This window comes from Actinomadura fulvescens, from assembly GCF_039533225.1.
GTDB classification, from domain to species: Bacteria; Actinomycetota; Actinomycetes; order Streptosporangiales; family Streptosporangiaceae; genus Spirillospora; species Spirillospora fulvescens.
In genome coordinates, this window is the sequence record NZ_BAAATD010000010.1 from 372459 (window position 1) to 394762 (window position 22304).

20 protein-coding genes and 1 tRNA gene are annotated in these 22304 nt (G+C 69.8%); 4 read left to right on the plus strand and 17 right to left on the minus strand.

The features are described from left to right. Positions 1–74: 74 nt before the first annotated feature. Complete coding sequence (locus tag ABD333_RS33635; protein ID WP_344546576.1) at positions 75–767, plus strand: M15 family metallopeptidase; 693 nt, start codon at positions 75–77, stop codon at positions 765–767. Between the two features lie 90 nt (positions 768–857). Here the strand turns inward: ABD333_RS33635 and ABD333_RS33640 are convergent, their stop codons facing one another. The 6 genes from ABD333_RS33640 to ABD333_RS33665 form a co-directional block, all read right to left on the minus strand. Continuing rightward, positions 858–1025, minus strand: a complete 168-nt coding sequence (locus ABD333_RS33640) for a hypothetical protein (RefSeq protein WP_344546577.1) — start codon at positions 1023–1025, stop codon at positions 858–860. A gap of 33 nt (positions 1026–1058) precedes the next feature. Further along, on the minus strand, positions 1059–1964 hold the full coding sequence (locus tag ABD333_RS33645) for an alanyl-tRNA editing protein (protein ID WP_344546578.1): 906 nt from the start codon (positions 1962–1964) through the stop codon (positions 1059–1061). A gap of 102 nt (positions 1965–2066) precedes the next feature. After that, positions 2067–2155 (minus strand) — tRNA-Ser (locus ABD333_RS33650). 54 nt (positions 2156–2209) lie between these two features. After that, positions 2210–2575 carry a cupin domain-containing protein gene (locus ABD333_RS33655; protein WP_344546609.1) on the minus strand — a complete coding sequence of 122 codons (366 nt, stop codon included), beginning with the start codon at positions 2573–2575 and terminating at the stop codon, positions 2210–2212. 51 nt (positions 2576–2626) lie between these two features. Further along, positions 2627–3001: an SCO4225 family membrane protein gene (locus ABD333_RS33660; RefSeq protein ID WP_344546579.1), complete on the minus strand. Its 375-nt coding sequence runs from the start codon at positions 2999–3001 to the stop codon at positions 2627–2629. Between the two features lie 67 nt (positions 3002–3068). After that, positions 3069–5486: a nucleotide-binding protein gene (locus tag ABD333_RS33665; protein ID WP_344546580.1), complete on the minus strand. Its 2418-nt coding sequence runs from the start codon at positions 5484–5486 to the stop codon at positions 3069–3071. Between the two features lie 189 nt (positions 5487–5675). Between ABD333_RS33665 and ABD333_RS33670 the strand changes: the two genes are divergently transcribed. Then, the gene (locus ABD333_RS33670) at positions 5676–6632 is read left to right on the plus strand and encodes an NAD(P)H-quinone oxidoreductase (protein WP_344546581.1); all 957 of its coding nucleotides are present in this window, start codon (positions 5676–5678) and stop codon (positions 6630–6632) included. A gap of 13 nt (positions 6633–6645) precedes the next feature. Continuing rightward, on the plus strand, positions 6646–7188 hold the full coding sequence (locus ABD333_RS33675; RefSeq protein ID WP_344546582.1) for a bacterial proteasome activator family protein: 543 nt from the start codon (positions 6646–6648) through the stop codon (positions 7186–7188). A gap of 184 nt (positions 7189–7372) precedes the next feature. Here ABD333_RS33675 and ABD333_RS33680 read toward each other — a convergent pair whose 3' ends face one another. From ABD333_RS33680 to ABD333_RS33730, 11 genes are all read right to left on the minus strand, one after another. Continuing rightward, positions 7373–8179, minus strand: coding sequence for a Cof-type HAD-IIB family hydrolase (locus ABD333_RS33680; protein WP_344546583.1), 807 nt, complete (start codon positions 8177–8179; stop codon positions 7373–7375). 198 nt (positions 8180–8377) lie between these two features. Further along, on the minus strand, positions 8378–9637 hold the full coding sequence (gene serS, locus ABD333_RS33685) for a serine--tRNA ligase (RefSeq protein ID WP_344546584.1): 1260 nt from the start codon (positions 9635–9637) through the stop codon (positions 8378–8380). Between the two features lie 49 nt (positions 9638–9686). Continuing rightward, positions 9687–10328 carry a hypothetical protein gene (locus ABD333_RS33690; RefSeq protein WP_344546585.1) on the minus strand — a complete coding sequence of 214 codons (642 nt, stop codon included), beginning with the start codon at positions 10326–10328 and terminating at the stop codon, positions 9687–9689. A 25-nt stretch (positions 10329–10353) separates the two neighbouring features. Further along, positions 10354–11157, minus strand: coding sequence for a class I SAM-dependent methyltransferase (locus ABD333_RS33695; protein ID WP_344546586.1), 804 nt, complete (start codon positions 11155–11157; stop codon positions 10354–10356). Between the two features lie 80 nt (positions 11158–11237). Beyond that, the gene (locus ABD333_RS33700) at positions 11238–12512 is read right to left on the minus strand and encodes a hypothetical protein (protein WP_344546587.1); all 1275 of its coding nucleotides are present in this window, start codon (positions 12510–12512) and stop codon (positions 11238–11240) included. 44 nt (positions 12513–12556) lie between these two features. Continuing rightward, the gene (locus ABD333_RS33705) at positions 12557–13552 is read right to left on the minus strand and encodes a hypothetical protein (RefSeq protein WP_344546588.1); all 996 of its coding nucleotides are present in this window, start codon (positions 13550–13552) and stop codon (positions 12557–12559) included. 35 nt (positions 13553–13587) lie between these two features. Then, positions 13588–15222: a hypothetical protein gene (locus ABD333_RS33710; RefSeq protein ID WP_344546589.1), complete on the minus strand. Its 1635-nt coding sequence runs from the start codon at positions 15220–15222 to the stop codon at positions 13588–13590. Between the two features lie 51 nt (positions 15223–15273). Next, positions 15274–16917 carry a hypothetical protein gene (locus tag ABD333_RS33715; RefSeq protein WP_344546590.1) on the minus strand — a complete coding sequence of 548 codons (1644 nt, stop codon included), beginning with the start codon at positions 16915–16917 and terminating at the stop codon, positions 15274–15276. A 59-nt stretch (positions 16918–16976) separates the two neighbouring features. After that, complete coding sequence (pheA, locus tag ABD333_RS33720; RefSeq protein WP_344546591.1) at positions 16977–17900, minus strand: prephenate dehydratase; 924 nt, start codon at positions 17898–17900, stop codon at positions 16977–16979. A 78-nt stretch (positions 17901–17978) separates the two neighbouring features. Next, positions 17979–18434 carry a DUF4446 family protein gene (locus ABD333_RS33725; protein WP_344546610.1) on the minus strand — a complete coding sequence of 152 codons (456 nt, stop codon included), beginning with the start codon at positions 18432–18434 and terminating at the stop codon, positions 17979–17981. Next, positions 18434–19894 carry a glycosyltransferase 87 family protein gene (locus ABD333_RS33730; RefSeq protein WP_344546592.1) on the minus strand — a complete coding sequence of 487 codons (1461 nt, stop codon included), beginning with the start codon at positions 19892–19894 and terminating at the stop codon, positions 18434–18436. The genes ABD333_RS33725 and ABD333_RS33730 overlap by 1 nt, the downstream gene beginning before the upstream one ends. A gap of 66 nt (positions 19895–19960) precedes the next feature. Here ABD333_RS33730 and ABD333_RS33735 point away from each other — a divergent pair, with 66 nt between their 5' ends. After that, entirely contained in the window at positions 19961–22243 is a 2283-nt protein-coding gene (locus ABD333_RS33735) for a hypothetical protein (protein ID WP_344546593.1), read from the plus strand. Positions 22244–22304: the final 61 nt, after the last annotated feature.

Consider the following 22304-nt stretch of genomic DNA (forward strand, 5'->3'; position numbering starts at 1 on the left):
CGACGTGCGATCCTGCTCGAATGCCAGGCAGACGGCTACTGCGCTCCGCAGCGTTCATGACCACGCTCGTTTCCGTGACGACCGGATGCGGCGACGGGTCTGATTCCGGGACGGACTCGTCCGCGTCAGCGACGCCTCCCACGGCGACGGCGACGGCGTCCGCCACGTCGGCCGCGCCCTCGCCGAGCGAGACGTCGCAACGATTCCGTGCCGAGGTGAAGAAGGTCTCGGCCGCCGACCTCAAGCACTCCTGGCGCAAGGGCTGCCCGGTGGGACCGTCCGGCCTGCGGATGATCGAGATGACGTACTGGGGCATGGACGGCAAGCCGCACGAGGGCGGCAAGCTCGTGGTCAACGCCAAGGCGGCCGACGACCTGGTCGGGGTCTTCCGGACGTTGTTCGACAAGCGTTATCCGATCCGGCGCATGGTGCCGGTGGACGTCTACAAGGGCAGCGACTTCGACTCGATCGAGGCCGACAACACCTCGGCGTTCAACTGCCGGAACGCGACCGGCTCGGGCAACTGGTCACAGCACGCGTACGGGCTGGCGATCGACATCAATCCCTGCGAGAACCCCTACGTCACCGCGGGCGGCGAGGTCGCGCACAAGGACTGCGTGAAGTACAAGAATCGCGCCAACCGCGACCCGGGCGTCATTCACAAGGGCGACAAGGTCGTGAAGGCGTTCGCGGCGATCGGCTGGGGCTGGGGCGGCGACTGGAGCGGCACCAAGGACTACCAGCACTTCTCGAGCAGCGGCCGCTGAACCGCTGCCGCCGACGGGGTCCCACGTCAACGTGGGCGGCGGGCTCGCAGTGAGCTTCGCTGAACGGACGTCCGGACGGCGCTCAGGTCCTCATCCGAGGGCGAGAAGGGCGATGACGAGCACCGCGACGACGGCCACCACGGCGACGATGCCGATGATGAGGCCGAGGTTGGGGCCGGACCTCTCGGTCTGCCCCTGCTGCTGGAAGCGCTGGAACTGCTGTGTCGTGCCTGCCGGATCTTGCGGGTTCTGAGACATGGCCCAGAGGGTAACGGATGGTTTAGGCGATTTTCATGCCGGATCATCCGATGATTCCGCCTCTACGGCCTTCGTCTCGACCACGAGCTCCTCGCTGCCGGGCGGCAGTTCAAGCCCGGCGGTGATCGACGACAACTCCCCCGACCGCCTCAGATGCGTTCCTCCGCAGGGGATTTCCGCCGTTCCCTCAGGCAGTTCGCAGTGCCACATCCGGCGGGCGGTCAACTCCGGCGACGGCGCCTCGACGCGTATGGGAACGTCCGCGGAAACCCATTCGGCGAGCAGGCGGTTCAGCTCGGCCGTGACCTCGGGCAGCGACTCCGCCAGGCCCTCGGCCGTGAACCCCTTCTTCCGCAGGGACCTGCCGATCCGATACACGTCCCGGCTGCCATGGGCCACGATCCGCGACGACGTGATCGCCAGCGCGTCGAAATCGGGACGCCCGAGGCCGTCGGTCCGGGGCGCGTCCTTGCTCCAGCGCGGGGCCAGCGCCGCGTTCAGGGCCAGTGCCATCAGGTGGCAGGCGGTGTGCCCCGCCGAGAAGGCCCGCCGCCGTTCGGCGTTGACGGTCAGCTCGATCTCGGCCTGGACCGGCACCGGTCGTTCGACCACGTGAACGACCAGCCAGTGCCAGTCCGGGTCGCCGCGCCGAGCCGGAATGTCATCGCCGAGCAGCAACCCACCGCTCCCGAGCAGCCCCGTGCCGCTCCCCAGAGGCCCTTCGCTCCTTGCCGGGAGCACGCCGGTCAGGCAGTCGACGACGGTTTGGACGATGTCGTCGACCTGGATGAAGCCGGTGTCGCCGGGCTGGTCGGGCCAGCCGGGATCGAGCGGGTGGAACGGCGTCCTCTCCGCGACCACACCGAAGCCGCCGCCGTCCAGAGGCACCACGGCGAGCGCCTTGGAGCGTCCTGACACGCTCCCGGCCGGGAACGTCACGTGAGTCGATCCCCCGATTTCCCCCACGTTCATCGACGCTACCAGCCGGAACGCGGCGCGCCCCCGGCGGGCACCGAAGCCTGCCGGGGGCGCGTGGACCCGCGGAGAGTGTGGGATTCGAACCCACGACGACTGTCCCCAGCCGTGGTCGCTTTCAAGGCGACTGCACTAGTCCACTATGCGAACTCTCCTGGCCGCAGACCACGATAGCGGGCGCGTGCGACTGGCTTCGACCTCATTGCGGCTCAGGCCTCGGGGACCTTGTAGCCGGGGATGGAGGGCCAGCGGACCGTCATGACCACCGATTCCTCCTCGGCGTACCAGGAGTGGTCGACGCCGCGGGCCCAGACCACGTAGTCCCCCTGCTCGGCCAGTACGACGTCGCCCTCGGGGAACTCCATCCGGAAACGCCCGCTGATCAGGACCAGCAGGGCCGTGCGCTTCTCGCCCGTGGCCCACTGCGCGCGCCGGTCACCGCGAGGGTGCATCCCCCATTTGATCTCGACCTCGTCGCTGTGCCGGATGTCGTCCTCGGGCTTGAAATGGCCGAGCAGCCAGCCGCCGTCCCCAGCGGCGTCGACGGCGGCCTTCCCCACGTACACACCATCCATCACGTCCCGTGACGCTAGCTCACGCCCCCGGCGGATCGTGAACCGGGTGGGTCACGGCACCGGCACGTGGGAACGGGCGGCACCCTCGCGGAGGCGTCCGCGGGTAGCGAGCCGGAGCAGCCAGGCCTGGACCAACCCGGCGCCGATGGTCAACAGGTAGACGAGCCCGGTTCCCAGTGGCTGAGGCAGCTCACCGACCAACCCTTCGAGGCCTGCCAGCCCCGACAGCAGCACGCCCGAGAGCGGCGCCGTCACAAGAATGAGCCAGACCGCGCTGAGGCTGGCGTCCTCGTGGTCGAGGAACAGGTTGTCGACGAGGACCACCAGCGCCACGGCGATCACCAGCAGGGCGTAGACGGCCGGGACGATGATCCCGAACCATCCGGTGGACCGGGCGGCGGCGGCCGCGGAAAGACGTCTGAACATACCTCTCATGATCCGGCGACCAGGCGGCCCTTGCCTGAGTACGCGTACTCAAGCGAGGGGCGCTGAATCACTCGGTCGGGCGCTGGTAGGCGAAGCCGTCGCCGACCACGGCCGCCAGCATGAGGTAGGCCTCCCGGGTGGGCGGAGCGAGCTGCTCCAGCGCGACCTCGGCGCCCTCCTCAAGGTGGTCGTCGTAGGGAATCCGCACGACGGCGCGGCACCGGCTCTCGAAGTGGGCCTGCAGCTTGTCGAGGTCGACCTGGCTGCGGGTGCGGTTGCGGACCATCGAAAGCACGACCACGCCGTTGCGGACGAGGTGTCCGTGGTCGTGCGCCTCCAGCCAGTCCAGGGTGGCGCTCGCCGACCGGGCGCCGTCCACCGACGGGGAGCTGACCAGGACCAGCTGGTCGGCCAGCGCGAGCACGCCGGCCATGGCCGAGTGCAGCAGGCCGGTGCCGCAGTCGGTGATGCAGATCGAGTAGTACTGCTCCAGCACGACCGCGACCGCGGAGTAGTCCTCGGCGCTGAACGCCTCGCTCACCGCGGGGTCCCGGTCGGACGCGAGCACTTCGAGGCGCGCCTCGTTCTGCGAGGTGAACGCGCGCACGTCGGCGTACCGGCTGATCTTGTCGCGGTTGTTGAGCAGGTCGCGGACCGTGGCCGCGGTCTCCAGCCTGACCTTGTCCGACAGCGTGCCGCGGTCCGGGTTGGCGTCCACCGCGATCACCCGGTCGCCGCGCATCGACGCGAGCATCGAGCCCAGCCCGGTCGTGGTCGTGGTCTTGCCCACGCCGCCCTTGAGCGACATGACCGCCACCCGGTGGTGACCGCCTGCCACGTTGGTACGGGCGCGCCCGATGAGGTCCTTGCGGCGCAGCTCGGCCTGCGACTCGCCCGGATGGATGTTGCCCGCGGTGGCCTTGTAGACGGCGCGACGCCACCCGGTGGACGGGGCGATGCGCCGCTCTCCGAGGAGATTTTCGGAGCTGAGGCTCTCGGGGTCTTGCGGCTGCTGGGGGTACTGGTGCTGGGGTGACACCTGGCCATACCCAGGCGGCGGACCCTGCGGCGGACCCTGCGGAGGGCCGTACGGCTGGCCAGGAGGCGGCGGGTAAGCGGCGGGCGGCCCCTGCGGGGGCGGCCCCTGGACGTACCCCTCGGGTGGCCCGGGCGGATAGCCCTCAGGCGGACCAGGCACATACCCCTCGGCCGGGCCGGGCGCGTAACCCTCAAATCCCTCAGGTGGCCTGGGCGGGCCAGACAGATGACCCTCGGGAGCACCAAGCTGACCCGGATGGCCGGGACCGGCGTATCCGGGTGCGGATGCAGGATTGCCGGGCGGCCCGTACTGGGGCTCGCCAGTTGGCGGGCCAGGCGGTTGCGGGGCGTCCCCGGGCTGGTAGGGATACGGCTGCTGCTGAGGGTCGGGCGCGCCGAACTGCTCCGGCGGATAGGCCGGAAGCGGGTCGAGGGGTGGCGCGGGTTGGCCGGCCGCGTCCTGCTGAGGCGCCCCCGGGCCGTCGTACGGCTGCGGCGGCTGCTGGCCACCGTCATAGGGAGGCTGCGGAACGGGTGGCCCGCCATCGAACTGAGTCTGCTGAGCCGGGTCGTAAGGCGGCTGTGGAACGCCCTCGTACGGCGGCTGCGGAGCGCCCTCGTACGGCGGCTGCGGCGCATTCCCGTAAGGCGGCTGCGGAGCGCCTTCATACGGAGGCTGCGGAGCGCCTTCGTATGGAGGCTGCGGCCCACGCTCGTAAGGTGGCTGCGGAGCGCCTTCATAAGGCGGTTGCGGAACGCCCTCATACGGAGGCTGCGGGCCGCCTTCATACGGCGGCTGCGGCAGCTGGTTGTTGCCATCATGCGGCGGTGGCGAAGCCTGGCCGCCCTCGTACGCGTACGGCGGCATCTGAGCCGGATCGTAGGACGGGAACCCGCCGTAGGGAGGCGGCAACATCCCTCCGTCGAACGGCTGTGGCATAGGGCTGCCGTCATACGGCTGCTGCGGGCCTTCGAACGGCGGGGGAGTCGCGCCGTACGGCGGCGGTGCGGGCAGCTCGCCGTAGGGAGGGAAGCCCGGCGGGGGCGGAATCGCGCCTGGCTCGGCCCCCGGCGGCGGAGGAGCCTGCCCGGCCCCACCCGGTTCCTGCAGTGGCGGCGCGGCCAGCCACGGGTTGAGCTCCGCGTCAGAAGGCGGCGCCTGAGCCCCCGGCGAGGGAGGCTGAGTGGTCTCCAGCTCCGGCCCCGACCCGGCGGCCGGCTCGGCATCCGCATCGTCCGCCTGGGGCTCGCCGGGCGCGGCGTCCTGCGACATCGGAGCCGGAGGGGAGCCGGAGCGCTTGACGACCGTGGTCGGGGTGGCTTCGTCCTCGTCGGTCCCCGGGGAGGGCGGCACGGCGGCAGCAGGACCCGCGGCCTCGCTGTTCATCGCGTCGAGGGAGGCCAGGCGCTCCTCCAGCGAACGCCCGTCGTGATCGTTCTTTGCCACCGAATTTCTCCCCTCGGCCATGCCTCTGTAGATCATTCCGGAGTTTGTTCGGCAATAGCCTCACGGCAGGATACCTGTGGTCCAATACCACGCATCCCCAGACGTACGAGCACTTCCCCCTGTTCGCCGCGCTCCCCGGCCCCACCGTGGTCGACCACCGTTCCCGCCCTCCCCGGTAGCGTGAGCCGTATGCACGCCATCGTGATTCGCGAGCCGGGAGAGCCCGACGTTCTCCAGTGGACCGAGGTGCCCGATCCGGAGCCGGGACCTGGCGAGATCCTTATCGACGTGGTGGCGAGCGCCGTCAACCGGGCGGACGTCATGCAGCGGCTCGGCTTCTATCCGCCGCCGCCCGGCGCGCCCGAGCATCCCGGGCTGGAGGCCTCCGGACGCGTCGCGGCGCTCGGCCCGGGCGTGACCGGCTGGAAGGTCGGCGACGAGGTCTGCGCGCTGCTGTCCGGCGGCGGTTACGCGGAACGGGTCGTCGTCCCGGCCGGGCAGGTGCTGCCCGTACCGGCGGGCGTCGATCTCGTCGAGGCCGCCGGGTTGCCCGAGGTCACGTGCACGGTCTGGTCCAACGTCTTCATGCTTGGCGAGCTGAGAGCTGGGGAGACCTTCCTCGTGCACGGCGGCGGCAGTGGTATCGGCACCATGGCCATCCAGCTCGCGCGGGCGAAGGGAGCCGAGGTCGCCTGCACGGTGGGAAGCGACGACAAGGCCGCCCGCTGCCGCGAACTCGGCGCCGACATCGTGATCAACTATCGTACGGACGACTTCGTCTCGTCCGGCCCGTACAACGTGATCCTCGACAACATGGGTGCCAAGTACCTGGCCCGCAATGTCAGCTCCCTCGCCGCCGACGGCCGTCTCATGGTCATCGGCCTGCAAGGCGGCGCCAAGGCCGAACTTGACCTCGGCGAGCTGCTGGGCAAACGGGCCAAGGTGCACGGCACGGGACTTCGATCCCGTCCGTTGGACCAGAAGAGCGAGATCGTGGCCGCCGTGCGCGAGCACGTGTGGCCACTGATCGAGTCGGGGGACGTGCGGCCGGTGGTGGATCGCACGCTGCCCATGTCGGACGCCGCAGAGGCCCATCGCCTCCTGGAGAGCAGCGGCCACATCGGCAAGATTCTGCTGACCGTGTGAAACTGGAGAAATCATGAACGAGCCTTCGAACAACCAGTCCGAGCAGGAGCCTCAGGTTCTCGTGGTCGGCCCGAACGGCATCGCGCTCGAGGGTCCCGGGGACGGCGAGGGGGACGAAAAGTCGATCACCGACATGGTCGAGCAGCCCGCCAAGGTGATGCGGATCGGCGGCATGATCCGGCAGCTCCTCGAAGAGGTGAAGGCCGCGCCCCTGGACGAGGCGAGCCGTGCCCGACTGCGTGAGATCCACAAGTCGTCGATCAAGGAGCTCGAAGACGGCCTGGCCCCGGAGCTGGTCGAGGAGCTCGAACGCCTGTCCCTCCCGTTCACCGAGGGCACGGTGCCGAGCGAGTCGGAGCTGCGCATCGCGCAGGCCCAGCTGGTCGGCTGGCTGGAAGGGCTCTTCCACGGCATCCAGACCACGCTCTTCGCCCAGCAGATGGCCGCCCGCGCCCAGCTTGAGCAGATGCGCCGCGCCCTGCCCGCCGGGATGGTCCCGCCCGAAGCGGCCGCGGCGGCCGAGCAAAACCCACGCCACTCCGGCCCCTACCTGTAACCCGTACGCGCGACGGCCGTGATCTCTCCGATCACGGCCGTCGCCGCGCGTTACGTCGGTCAAGCCGCGTCGCGTCGCCCCGCGTCGCGTCCCGCCGCGTCCAGTCCCGCCGCGTCCAGTTGCGTCGCGTCGCGGCGCATCGAGGCGCATCGCGTCGCGGAAGGCGCGGGTGCCCCACCCAGGCTCACGGGAACAGGCGTTCCAAGACCTCGGCCACTCCGTCGTCGTCGTTGCGGGCGGTGGTGCCGGTGACCGCGGCCAGGACGAGCGGGTGGGCGTTGGCGACGCCGTACGACGTTCCGGCCCAGGTGAGCATCGGCAGGTCGTTGGGCATGTCGCCGAACGCGACGACCTCGTTCGCGGCGATCTGGTGCTCGGCGCACAGCTCCGCCAGCGCACTGGCCTTCGTGACGCCCTGCGCGCTCATCTCCAGCAGCCCGCGCCCCGAGGAATGCGTGACGGTCACGAGGTCGCCGACCGCCTCCACGGCCTGCCGGGCCAGCGCGTCGGGATCGGCGTTCGGGTGGAACGCCAGCAGCTTGGTGCCGCCGCGGCTGACCAGGGTCTCGCCGTCGACCGGCCGCCCGCCGAGCGCCTCGGCGTCCCAGCGCCCCAGGTTGTAGCGCGCCTCGAAGACGAAGCCGGTCGGGTACTCGACCGCGAACCGCAGCTCTGGAACGGCGGCGCGCAGCCGTTCCACCGCCTTGGCGATCACATCGGGTTCGATCATGTGGGCGCGGACGACGGTCTCGGTGTGCAGGTCGTAGACCACGGCCCCGTTGGCGCAGATCGCGATGCCGTGGTGGTCGACCGCGTTGGCGATCTCGTGCATCCAGCGCGGCGGGCGGCCGGTGACCATGACGAGCGTCGCACCGGCCCGTTCGACGCGGGCGAGGGCGGCCACGGTACGGGCGGAGATGGTCCCGTCGGAGCGTACGATCGTGCCGTCGAGATCGGTGGCGATCAGGCGCGGCGGCGTGGGATCAGACATGACACCTACCAGTCTCGCCGCATACTGATCTTCCCCGCATCCCCTCCGCGCACCCGAGTGCGCCCCATCCGTGCTGCGGAAACCTACCCTAGGCGACTCGTACACCCCATACCTCACATAGGTGTCCACGTCGCCGTGTGAAGGCGCGTCCGGATAACGAGGAAAGGCCCCGCCGCAGCTCGGCGGGGCCCAGGTTCGTCAGCGTGTGACCGGCTCCAGGACCTCCAGGCCCAGGTATTTCTGCAGGGCCTTCGGCACCCGTACCGACCCGTCGGCCTGCTGGTGGTTCTCCAGGATGGCGACGATCCAGCGGGTGGTGGCCAGCGTGCCGTTGAGCGTGGCGACCGGCTGGGTCTTGCCGTTGCCGTCACGGTGCCGGACCGCCAGGCGCCGCGCCTGGAACTCGGTGCAGTTGGAGGTCGAGGTGACCTCGCGGTAGGCGTTCTGCGTCGGGACCCACGCCTCGCAGTCGAACTTGCGCGCCGCGCTCGCCCCGAGGTCACCGGCCGCGACGTCGATCACGCGGTACGGCAGCTCGACCTTGGCGAGCATCTCCTTCTCCCAACCGAGGAGGCGGAGGTGTTCGTCGTGCGCGTCGGCCGGGTCGCAGTAGGAGAACATCTCGACCTTGTCGAACTGGTGCACCCGGATGATCCCCCGGGTGTCCTTGCCGTACGATCCGGCCTCCCGCCGGAAGCACGACGACCAGCCCACGTACCGCCGCGGCAGCGCGTCGATGATCTCGTTCATGTGGTACGCCGCCAGCGGCACCTCGGAGGTGCCCACCAGATAGAGGTCGTCCTGCGGCAGCTGGTAGACCTCCGCGGCGTGGGCGCCGAGGAACCCGGTGCCCTCCATCGCCTCCGGCTTGACCAGCACCGGCGGGTACATCGGCACGAAGCCGGCCTCGATCGCCTGCTCCATGGCCAGGTTGAGCAGCGCCAGCTGGAGCCGCGCGCCCACCCCCGTCAGGTAGTAGAAGCGCGCGCCCGAGACCTTGGCGCCGCGTTCCATGTCGATGGCGCCGATGCCCTCGCCGAGCTCCAGGTGGTCCTTGGGCTCGAAGTCGAACGAGGGGACCTCCCCGACGTGCTCCAGCGTGACGAAGTCCTGCTCGCCGCCCGCCGGGGCGCCGTCCTCGATGATGTTGGGCACGACCCTGAGCACGCCGTCGAGCTCGGCGGCCAGCCGGTCGGCCTCCCCCTCGGCCTCCTTGACCTGCTGCGCCAGCTCCTTGGCCCGGGCCAGCAGCGCCTGCCGCTCGTCGCCCTGGGCCCTGGACACCGACTTGCCGAAACTCTTCTGCTCGGCGCGCAGCGACTCGAACCCGGTCAGCGCGGAACGCCGCCGCTCGTCCAGGTCGAGCAGCGTGTCGACGACGGCCTCATCCTCGCCGCGGGCGCGCTGGGACGCGCGCAGCCGCTCGGGATCCTCTCGAAGAGCTCGCAGGTCAATCACAGACCCGAGGCTACCGGCCCGGGAGCCCCCTCCGCGCGCGAGTATCGCCCTACGGCACGAGCCGTTCGGACCGGGAGCGCCGGACGTGCTGGATCCGCTGATGGGCCGTCACGCTCGCCACGAACACCAGCGCGCCCGAGACCACCGCCGCCCACATCAGGTCCGAGTCCATCCGTGCCACGAGCGTGCCCACCAGCACGCCCAGGATGACGCTGTTGACCACGCTGACCATGCCGGCGACGGTCAGCAGCATCTGTCCTCGCGCCACCCGCATCCCGCCGCTGCGCAGCACCTCCGCGACATCGTCGCTGTCGGCCGGCGGCGCCAGGTATTCGGCGAGGCCCGGCGCCACCTCGAAGTACAGCCGCCGGAGCCGGTTCATGCGCTGCGCGGCCTGGATGTCCTCGATCGAGACCTGCAGCGTCCGGTCAAAGGTCACCACGCCCAGGAAGAACAACGACAGGAACGTCACGGCGCCGAACACGGCGAACGAGCCGCCGAAGTCGGTCACCTGCCCGGCGAAGCTCAACGCCACCAGCGCCGTCGAGACCGTCGCCAGGAACATGCCGGCCCGCCCGACCGCCTCCGACGTCGTGGACGACCGGACGGTCTGCAGGTTGAAGTGCTCGGTCGTGATGATCGGCAGCACCGTGGAGAGATCGGCGCCGCGCAAGGGGGATTCTTCGCTCACCCATCGAGCATCTCACCCTTGTGGATCATCGCGATCCGTGGGCCAGCAGCGCGAACGCGGGCAGCGACACCTTCCCCTCGCCCACCGCGTACCGCGCCATGATCTCGTCGTACGCCGCCTTCACCCTCGCCACCACCTCCGGCGCCTGCCGACTGATGATCACCCCGTTCGACCCCACCCTGGCCAGCGCCCCCGTCTCCCACCACTCCTCGGGATCGGCGACGTGCTCCCAGCTGACCTCGTCGACCACGGCGTCCGCGAAGCCCGCCCCGGCCACCAGCTCCTTGAACGCCTCGGGCTCCCCGTACTCCATGAACGGCGTCACCGGGATGTCATCGGGCCACGGCACCTCCGCCACCTCCATGGCGTCCCGTACGACCGCCAGTGCCCCACTCCCGGGCATCCGCCAGCAGGTCAGCGCCAGCCGCCCACCGACCCGCAGCACCCGCCGCAGTTCCTTGAGCGCCACTTCGGGCTCGCCGACGTGGTTGATGACGAAGTTGCCCACGACCGCGTCGAACGTCTCGTCCTCGAACGGCACCTCGGGCAACACCGCGACCCGCACGTCCACGCCCGGCACGTTCCGCCGAGCCGTCTCGGCCATCCCCGGGTCGGCGTCGATCGCCGAGACCACGGCCTCCCTGCGAGCCGCCCCCGCCGCCACGATCCCGGGCCCGGTCCCCACGTCCAGCACCCGCACCCCAGCCCCGACACCGGCCGCGTCCAGCAGCGGCCCCACCGTGTACGAGGTCAGCCGAGCGAACCCCCGCTCATACGCCGGAGCCCGCCCAGCCCACAACTCCCGCTCATAAACATCAAAGTCCGTCACACACAGCAGGCTAATCCCACCCCGCGCCTCAGCCCATGAACAAGCCGCGGCCCAGAGAAGCCCTGGGCCACGACAAGCAGCTAACGAACGTCCACGTAGTCGATGGCGCTGTAGACAGGGCGGAAAGTGAGATCGCCTCGAAAGACGATGCGCCAGTAACCGTCGCGCCTCGCCGTGACGACCTTCCTGAACACACCGGAGTTGTCGGCCCTGATCTGGGCGGCGCGGACCCACTTCTTGGAGCCTCGTGGCCGGAACCAGATCTCCGCCCTCCTGTGGTCCGCCGTCAACCACCGGCCGCGATCGGAGTACTGGAGGAGCCCGGTCAGCGTCAGCGCCCTGCCTTTGCGGACGGGCTCCGGCCCAGCGTTGAAAGAGACGAAGCGCGTCGGTTCGCGGGCATCAAGGAACGTGGACGCACTGTAGGCCCGCAGGTCCGTGTCAATGCGTGAGGCGTTGCTGCTCGAATTCCCGCCGTAGTAGGCGACCCGAAAGGCGGCGCGCACCGGCGAGTGCGAGCGGAACAGGAAGTAGCCGTTCTTGTCCGTCCGCACGCTGGCGGCATAGAAGTCCGTGGCGGATTCGAGCCAGACGATCCCGTTCGCCACCGAGTAGGTCGAGCCCGACTTGCGAGGACGGACCAGGCGCCCCTTGGCCTCCACCCGCCTGTCCTTGCGCAGCTTGATCTTCACATCCCGGAAGGCCGTCAGGTCGCCCGCGTCCTCGCTGTCGGACTGCTCATAGGCTCGTTCCCAGGTGGCCCACCATTCCCGGAACATGATGTTGAAGTTGCCGCTGGCCGGGATCCGGTAGTCGAGCCGGTAGGCACCGTCCACTCCGGTCGTCACCTTGACGGGATCGACGTGCGAGTTGGAGCGGAACTTGTAGAAACCGACGTCCAGCGCGCCTCCCGGGAGGTTTCGCCACCCGTTCCGGGGATCCTCGTACTCGAGTCGCCCGCTCACGGTGACACGTTGTCCCACTTCGAACGGCCCGCGCGGAACATTGACGCTCACACGGGTCTTCAGGGGGCCGGGCATGATCGGCACTGGTGCGGAAGCGGAGGCCGAATGCTCGGCGGCGCCTGCGTACATCGCCTTGAATTCGCCGGCCCGCAGGTTCGGAACGAGCCCCGCGAACCATCCCTGCGTGTCGGTACGGGCGATCTCACTGCCCACACGGACCGATGCACCCGCCAAGCCCTGCTCTGAGCCGTTCGAGCCCGTGAAGACCAGTCGCCCTCGATAGCGGGCCTGGGGCATGCCCGCCGCCACTTCAAGATCTGCGGCGAAATCGGAGAAACGGGTGGCCGACCTGTCCACGTCGGCGTTCGCATGGGGCACCCCGAGCGGCACAAGGAGGACGGTCAAAGGCACCAGGAGTCCGCGTCGCATCATGATCACCGCACGTCCACGTAGTCGGAAACCGAAATGACCCGGGCGTGGTCGCGGTCTCCCACGAAGAGCGCTCGCCACGAGCCATCGCGGCGCGCCTTGAATCCCTTGTGAAACCATCCTGTGGAATCGGTGCGGGCAGAACCCGCGTACGACCAGGTTCTGGCACCCTTCGGACGGAAGAAGAACCGCACCGGCTGCCGCTTCAGGGGCAGCCAGTCGTGTACGACCAGACGGCCACTGACCATGATGGTCCGGCCCTTGCGGACGGGCTCGGGTCCGGCGTTGAACCTTTGGATCCTGGAACGCTCCGGGAGCACGTCGACATAGCGGGATGCGCTGACCGTGTGCTGGTCGTGCGGCTCGCCCCAGAGCCGGACCCGCCAGAACCCGCGCCCCTTCACCTCTCCGCCGAGCTTGAACGGCTCGCTGCCCGGAACGTGGCTCTCGTTGACGAACGTCCAGTGCTTGCCGTCACGCGAGAACTCCAGATTGAGGATCCCCGAGTAGACCTGGTTCCAACTGGGCGCGATCTCCGGCCGAACGACCCTTCCATGAAAGAACGCAAAGTTTCTCCGCCCGACCGGCTTCGCCGGGGCACGGAGATCGACGATCTGGGTCTTGTACGGGTAGGCGACCGTTGCCGAAGCCTCCGCCGGTGCGTGGTCCTGGTCACCGGCGTACCTCGCGTACCAGCGGCTCGCCTGCTTCGGCCGTACTTCCCAGGCGTAGTCACCGTACGCGGAGGTCTGGCCCGCCACCGAGGCCGGGATGGCTCCTTCGAATCCGAGCACGACGGGCCTTCCGCCCAGCGGAACCCAGCTCTCTCCGGACCTGCGTTCCAGCCGCACGATCGCACGGACATCCCGGCCGTCGAAACCGCCGGGGGTGATCGAGAGCGCCAGCCTGGTCGTCGCGGTTTCGGCGGCGGCCGGCTCGACCGTGATGAGCCCACCGGCCAGCACGCACACACCGGCGGCCAACGACAACGACCTACGCATTCGTACTCCATGAACGAGAGCTGATGGACGACGACTCATCGCACGTCCACATAGTCAGAAGGACTCCAGACACCGAGATCGGTCAGGCCGCCCTTGTATGTGGCCAGCCACGTGCCGTCGCGAGACGCTTTGAAGCCCTTCCGGAACCAACCGCCACGGCCGGTCTTCACCACGGCCATCCGCGTCCACTTGGACGAGCCCTTGGCCTTGAAATAGACGTAGACCGTGGCACCACCCGCGGGCTTCCATGAGCCCACGAGGCGGTTGAGTCTTCCCGATACCGTCAGCGTCCGGCCCTTCCGCACCGGCTCCGGTGAGGCGTTCAACGAGGCGAAGGCCGTCCGGTACTTCACATCGACGCGGTCCGCCCAACTGGTGACCGCTGCGTCCGGGGTTGTCGGCGAGGCGTTGCCTTCGGTACCGCCGGTGTAGGCGACCCTCCAGTGGCCTGTACGGCGTGCAACGCCATGGAGGAAGAAGCGGCCGTGGGCGTCCGTCCGGCCCTTAGTCAAGTCCGACCAGGTGTGCCCGGTGGTCGAGAACTGCAGGACGACCGGGCCTCCGACGACCATGGCCTGCGCGCCATCCGCCATGGGACGCGCGACTTCGCCCTTCGCGGTGACTCTGCTCCCAGCGGTGACCGGCTCCGGGCCGACGTCGAGGTTCCTGATGACCGTCGGGTGCTGGACGTTGCGAACCGCAGTGCCGGCCGTGGCGGGCTCGTACCACGAGTCGTACTGGACTTCCCCGAACCGTACGTCCCAGCGTCCGGTCCCTGGCATGTGGACCTGCGCGCTGTACCGGCCGTCATCATCGGTCTGCGCCTGCGCGACGGGTGTGGCGCTCTCGCCGCCGATGAAGTAAATCTTGACCGGCCGGGCGCCCAGCGGGCGCCAGGCACCGCCCGCGTCCCGGCGTTCGAGACGTCCGGCGACGGTCGCCTTGTCACCCACCCGCCGGGTCTCTGAATCCGTCACGCTCAGCCGTACGGGCCGCCGTCGCAGTTCGAGGGTGAGCCAAGCCACGTCACCCCTGTACTGACCGCGGGCAAGGGTCGCAATCGCCACCGTGGAGGACGTCGTACGTGCGGTCAGCGAAAAGCGCCCGTCCGCTCCGGTCTCGGTCCGCTCACCGGACTGATGCTCAACGACGAAGCCGGACAAGGGGTGCTGCGAACCGTCGCTGGATTTGTGGACGAGCCGTCCCGTGAACGTGACCCGGGCGTGGTCGACATCGATCCAGTCCCGGTCATGCGCGATGTCCACCAAGCTCGCGTTGAGCCGCTTCCTGACCCGGTAGGCGGGGCTGACGGCACTCCTCCCCTGGTCGTCCCATGCGGTCACGACCGCTTCGTAATCGCCGACAGGCGGGTCCATGGACGGGGACATGTAGGACGAGATGCCGCCGTTGTCGTAGGCCCAGTTCATCGAAGTGGTGGCAACCACCTCGCCGGTGCCCGCCCGGGACAGCCGCAACTCCACACGCTCGACAGGCCGGTCATGAGCGACGTCCGCGTCCACATGGAAGGGGACGTCGAAATGACTCATCCAATGTCCCTGCGGGTTGCGAGCGATCAGCGGAAGGACCTGGAGCCCTTCGGCGGACGCCGCGGCGGTGCCCCACGGAAGCAGTACGAGCGCCAGGGTGAACGTCAGCGCCAAAGAGATCACACGGCGCACTGGGGTTTTCAAACGTGTTACTCCGAAACGTGCGATCGGCCGTCAGCGGACGTCGATGTAGTCGGTAGGGCTCCAGGCGGCGAGGTAGGCTGGGCCGCCCTTGTAGGTGGCCAGCCAAGTGCCGTCGCGGAAGGCCTTGAAGGTCTTGAGGAAGCGTCCGCGCCGGTCGGTCCTCACCACGGCCATGCGGGTCCACTTCGAGGAGCCCGTGGGCTTGAAGTAGACGTCGATCGGGGCGCCGGAGCCGGGCTTCCAGGAGCCGACGTGGCGGTTGAGCATGCCGGAGACCGTCAGCGTGGCGCCCTTCCGGATCGGTTCCGGGGACGCGTTGAACGAGATGAAGGCCGTCCGGTGGCGCACGTCGACGAATGTCGGGGTACTGGGGCCCGGGAGGTAACGGCGGTCGTTGACGATGACGCGCCAGTAGCCGTCCTTGTGCGCGACGGGAGTGAGCTTGAAGTCGCCCTTCGCGCCGGCGATCCCGGCCGAGCGCGTACTCCAGGTCCGCTTGTCGGTGGAGAACTGCGCCTCGACCCTCGTGCGGTGGGCGATCTCCGAGGAGCCGTCGACGCCCTGGCGGAGGACCCTGCCGCGTATGTTCAGGCGTGCGCCCTGGCCGACCGGCCGTGGTGTCACGGTGATGTTCGTCAGGCGGGGGCGATAACGAAGAGCGAGTGTGCCCGCTGCCGGCAGGTTCACCTGCGCGGGCACGAAGGAGTCTCCGAGCGGGTCGAAGACAACGGTCAGCTTGGTCCGGGCGCGCGTCTTGATACTTCGGAACGTGCCGTCGGGATAGGTGTACTGAGCGGCGAGCCACTTGCCCGAGGCGTCTCTGACCTGGACGTTTCCTCCCCGAAGGGGCAGCCATCGGCCGGTGGACGACTTGCGTTCGAGCTTGCCCGAGATGGTGACGGGTTGGCCGACCACGGTGGGTTTGCGGTCATAGGCCGCACGCAGCCGTGTCTCCGCGTTGTCCACGGTCACTTTCTGGACGGCGTACGCGGAGGAGAAGTATCCAGGCTCGTAGTCGTACCCCAGGTACTTGATCTCGACATCGCCGCCGCGCTTCAGGGAGGTGGTGCCGCTGAATCCCCCGTCCGCGCGGGTCGTCGCCTCGACGCCCAGACTGGCCATCCACACCACCCGGGCGCCGGCGAGCGGATGCTCGACGCCCTCACGGTCCTCGTAGACCAGACGGCCGCGGAAGGTCAGCGGGCCATGGTCGACACCGAGGTGGCCGGGGGTGACGGTGAAGTCCTTGAAGCGAGCGCGGGCCAGCGTGAGGAGCGCGCCGGGGAACTTCTTGGTGACCTTGGCACCGGAGGCGTCGTGGGCCTCGACGGTGACGTCGGCTCTGCCCCAGGGCAGTTCCATCCTCTCCCTGCTCTTCCACCACCTGTCACGCGGGGTGCCCGAGGACTGGGGGGAGCCCTCGACGGAGGTGCCGGGCTCGGTGGCCCCGGCCGGCGTCATCCAGATCTTGACCTGGGTCACGTCATGGCCGGAAGTGACATGGACAAGGAGGTGGTCGGACCACGCAGTGCCGCTGTAGTCCCGGATCACCGCTTGGACGGTCAGGTCCTCGGCTGTGGCAGACGCCGATGGGGCGGCGACGGTCACCATGGCCAAGGCGATGAGAACGGCGAGGAGCCTCCGCAATGTGACCTCCATGCTGATGAGCGGCATGAAGGTGACGTTGGGGCACTATGCGCGGTTTACCGTTCTGGTGATCACAAATTGATCACTCAGGGTTCGGGGTGGCCCTGGCGGATGGCGGTGAGCCAGGCGGCGGCCTCGGTGAAGTCGGCGTCGTGAGTGCCGCGGCGGATCTCTGGGCGGACCTGGTCTGCGCGGGAGTAGGAGCCGAGGAAACGCACGTCGGCGACGACGCGGCGCAGGCCCATGAGGGCCTCGCCCACGCGGGCGTCCTCGACGTGGCCCTCGAAGTCCATCCAGAAGAGGTAGGAGCCGAGCCCGGCGCCGGTGGGGCGGGACTGGATGAGGGTCAGGTTGATCCCGCGGATCGCGAACTCGTTGAGGATCTCCAGGAGGGCACCCGGGTGGTCCTCTCCGATGAAGGCGGCGACGGTGGTGCGGTCGGTGCCGGTGGGGGCGGGCGGCGCGCACGGGCGGCGCAGCTCGACGAAGCGGGTGACGGCGTCGGCGACGTCGTGGATGTCCTCCGCGAGGACCTCCAGGCCGTAGCGAGCGGCGGCGAACGAGCCGGCGAGGGCGGCGTCGTAGTGGCCGTCGGCGACGTGCTGGGCGGCCTCGGCGTTGGAGGTGGCGGCGCGCCACTCGGCGTCGGGCACGTGCTCGGCCAGCCACCGGCGGCACTGCGGCTGGGCGTGCGGGTGGGAGGCGACCGTCTTGACGTCGGCGAAGCCCGTGCCGGGCCGGACGAGGAGGGCGAACGAGACGGGCAGGTGGATCTCGGAGACGATCTGCAGCGGGTCGCCCATGGCCAGTTCGTCGAGGGTGGTCGGGACCGAGCCTTCGACGGAGTTCTCCAGGGCGACGACGGCCGCGTCCACCTCGTCGCGGCGGAGCGCGTCGAGGGCGGCGGGCACCGTGGCGTAGGGGAGCTGCTCGGCGCCTGCCGCGTCCGGCAGGGAACGCAGCGCCGCTTCGGTGAAGGTGCCCTGAGGCCCGAGGTACGCGTATCGCATGAACGTCTACTCCTCCGCCTGTGCGACCGCACGGCGGGTGTGAGGCGGGAATCGAGTCGAGATGAGCGAGTCTACGCGTCAGCTCTGCGGCGACGGCGTCCGGCTGCCGCCGAAGTCGGGCAGCGGATCGTCCATCGTGACCACCGGGCCCTTGCCAAGGCGGGCCGCACGGAGGGCCTGGTTCTCCTCCGGGGACAGCGTCTCGATCGCGTGGCCGTCCCGGACGACCTTGGCGTACGTGCGGGTCTCGGTGCGGCCGTTGATCGAGCTGACCACGACGCCGTCGCCCGCCGCGTTGATCAAGGCGAGCGAGAACGAACGGTGCCCCGACATCTCCTTGAGGGCGTCGTAGTGCACGATGGCGAGATCGCGGAGCGCCTGGCCGTCCACCGGGCTGTCCACGACCTTCAGCTGCCGCCGGAGCGCCTGGGCGCACTCCTCGACGACCTGGTTCACCCTGTTGTGGGCCACCACCGCGATGGAGAGTCCGGCCACCCCGGCGACCAAACCGGCGACGGCCACCGCGACAAGCATCACGGGGCGAGCGTACCGACCGGAGGCTCCGATCGAGAAGGATCTGGCTGATCCTTGTCCGCAACCAGCCGATCGACGAGCCAGACCCCCAGAAGTACGATCATGGCCACCGCCGCCAGACCGAAGGCGTCCTGCACGATACGTCCGAAGAAACGTGTGATGAGACGGTGATTGGTGCCCGACATCGCGGCACCGTACCAAGGCAGCGGAAACAGGAAATAGATCCAGACGGCCACGGTGATCAGACATCTTCGCGCGTCCCGCCCGTCCCCGATCAAAGCCCCGAGCACCGCGACCATCCAGACGAGATGGTGCATCCAGCCGACAGGGGACAACAGGACCGACAGCAGACCGGTGATCGCGATGCCACCGAGGAGCAGGCTGTAGGCCGCGGGACCTGCCGCGGGGTCGGCGGCCGGCAACAGGTCGGTGCCGTTGAACCGGCGGAACGGGCCGTGCGGGTTGCGCGGGCCGTGTGGGTTGCGCGGGTTGTGCAGGTTGCGCGGGTTGCGCGTGCGGAACGGCCCCGCCGCGGCCAGGTCGTCGGCGGCGAGGGTGGTGCGCCGGGCGAGCTTGAAGCCGGCGTACGCCACGGCCAGCAGCAGAACGAGCCAGACCAGCGATCGCACCGGCCCCTCGGGGATGATCCGCGCGATCATCCCGTTGAGCGCCTGGTTGGTGGTACCCGTGATCGACCCCGTCCGTTCCCCGCCCTCCAGCAGCGCCCCGAACCAGTAGTCGGCCGAGTCGGACGGCAACAACGCGAACGCGCCGAGGGTGGCGGCGGCGGCGGTCAGCACCGCATTGCGCAGCGCCTCCCAGCGGCCGGTGATCAGGAAGTAGATCAGGAAGACGCCGGGCACCAGCTTGATCGCGATGGCGAGCCCGACCAGCATGCCGCGCGGCCAGCGGGCCGACCGGGTGGCGCAGTCGGCCAGGCACAGCGCCATCAGGAAGAAACCGACCTGTCCGAACCGCATCTGGTCGTACGCGGGCCAGATCCAGGCGCCCGCGCCCACGAGCGCGCCGACGGCCACCGGCGTCCAGCGTCCGGCCCGCCGGATCAGGTCGCGGAACGCGTAGCAGACGATGATCGCCAGCGCCGCGTACATGAGGAACGTCCACAACCCCTGCGCCGCCCGCCAGGGCAGCAGCGTGAACGGCACGGCCAGCACGGCGGCGAACGGCGGGTAGGTGAACGGCAGCAACTGCGGCGGTTGCGTGAGCACCTCGTACAGCGGCGCACCGCGCAGGATCGCGGCCCCGCCGTCCCGGTAGACCTCCAGGTCCACCATGCGCTGGTCGGGCGGGTTGGTCAGCCAGTGCACGACGATCGGTGTGATCGCCGCCACCGCGATGGCCACCCCGGCCAGCAGGATCGCCAGATCCGCCGGGCTGCCCCGCCGCCAGGGTGCCCGCGGCGGTGGGGGCTCCCCGCGGACGCCGTTGCCTGCACGCATGTTCCCATCCTGGCGTAAGTCGCCCACTACCCTTGACGCATGGCGCGACGGGGGGCGGAAATCGGCATGGACAGAGCCTCCGTGGTCAGATACATGATCGCACTGGCCGCGCTGCTCGGGCTGGGCACGATGATCCTTCACTCCCCGGCCCCCTCGCACGCCGGCGCCGCGCCCGCCACCACACCCCCCTCAACCACCACGCCCGCCGCCGCGACCGGAACCGTCCGGCCGGGAGCACCTGTGCCCACCGTGATCATCGGGGTGCCGGGGCTGCGGTGGAACGACATCACCGAGACCGGGACGCCGGCGCTCTGGGGGCTGACCGGCAAGGGCGGCGCGGGCGCGCTCAGCGTGCGCACCACCCGGCCCAACACATGCCCGATGGACGGCTGGCTGACGTTGTCCGCCGGTCAGCGCGCCAGGCTCGCCAACGCCGATTGCGCGCTGCCGTCCGTGCCCGTCGTCGCTCCCCAGACCTCCGGCGGCGTGGCGCCTCCCGCGGGCGGAGCCCTCGCGCCCGGCTGGCCGTCGATCAAGAACGACAACGCCGACAGCTCCTACCACGCCCAGGTCGGGCTCCTCGGCGACGCCGCCCACAAGGGCGGCCAGTGCACGACCGCGGTCGGGCCGGGCGCGGTGTTCGGGCTGGCCAACGGTTCCGGCAAGGTCGACCACTACGTGACCTCGGCTGAGAAGGCCACCGCCGCAGACTGGACGAGGTGCGCGCTCACCGCCGTCGACGTGGACGACGTCTTCCGCGTCTTCGTGTCGGCCGGGGTCGACTCCGAAGGCGTCCAGGTGCCTGTCGCGGCTGCCAAGCGCAGAGCCGCCGCGGCCACTGCCGACCGGCACGTCTCCAAGGTCCTGGCCGGAATTCCGGCGAACGCCACGGTGCTGGTCGCCGGGCTCGCCGACGTCGGTCCCAGGGCCCATCTGCGCGTAGGCATCGCCGCCGGTTCCTCGTACAAGCCGGGCATCCTCACCTCGCCCGCCACCCGGCAGACCGCCCTGATCACGCTGACCGACCTCACCGCGACCACGTTGCACCTGCTCGGGCTCCCCAAACCGCAGGCCGCCGTCGGGGCGGTCTGGCGGAGCGAGCCCAGCGAGGGCGGCACCGCCGAAAGGGTCGACTCGCTCATCGAGCAGGACGTCGCGGCGCAGGCGATCCGCAACGTCCAGAGCCTGTACTTCTGGGTGCTGGGCGGCACGCAGCTCCTCGGGTACGGGCTGGCGGCGCTGGTGCTGCGCCGCCGCCGGAAGGCCCCCGACTCCCGCGCCAAGATCCTTGCCGGGACGAGGTTCATGGCGCTGTTCAGCGGTTCGGTGCCGTGCGCCTCGTTCCTCTGCGGGCTCGTCCCGTGGTGGAAGGCGAGCCATCCGTCGCCCGTCCTCGTCCTGACGCTGCTCGGGTTCAGCGGGCTGCTGACCGCGCTCGCGCTGGCCGGGCCGTGGCGGCGATCGGTGACCGCGCCCAGCCTGGTGATCGCCGGAGCCACCGCGCTGGTCCTGGCACTGGACGTGATGACCGGGTCGCGCCTGCAGATGGACACGCTGATGGGCTACACCGCCACGGTCGCGGGACGCTTCTACGGCTTCGGCAACCAGGCGTTCTCGCTGTTCGCGGTGGCGTCCATCCTCACCGCGGCGTGGCTGGCCGAGTACCCGCTGCGCGCCGGCCGCACGCTCGCCGCGGTCGCCCTCGTCGCGGGGATCGGCGTGCTGGCGGTGGCGATCGACGGTCTGCCCGCCTGGGGCGCCGACTTCGGCGGCGTTCTCGCGATGGTGCCCGGGTTCGCGATCCTCGGCCTGATGCTCTCGGGCCGCCGGGTCTCGGCGCTGAAGGTGGGATTGTTCTGCCTGGTGGCGGCGGTGCTGGTGCTGCTGATCTCGTACGTGAACGCGCGCAGCGCCAACCCGACCCATCTCGGGCGGTTCTGGCAGGACCTGGTCAACGGGGACGCGTGGGGCATCGTCGCCCGCAAGTTCACATCCATGGTGGGCAGCCTCGACCGCCTGCCCTACACGATCGCCGTGGCGGTCGCGGTCGCCTTCCTGTTCTTCGTCCTGATCCGGCCGACGAGCCGCCAGGCCTCGCTGATGGAACGGGCGTACGTGCGCAGCGGGACCATGCGCCCGGCGCTGATCTGCTCGCTGACCGTGGGCGTCATCGGCACGCTGGTGAACGACTCCGGCGTGGTGATCATCTCGGTGGCGTTCAGCCTGGCGATCCCGCTGATGCTCGCGGCGAGCATCCGGGCGCTGGAACTGGACGCGCGCAACGGCGGCACTCCCGGACCAGCGCGACCAGAACCCCGGTCAGCACCAGCGGGACCACCACCGGCCTGACCACGCTGAACAGCCACGACAGCCCGTCCGGCAGGCCGATCAGCTTGGGGTCGCGTGCGGG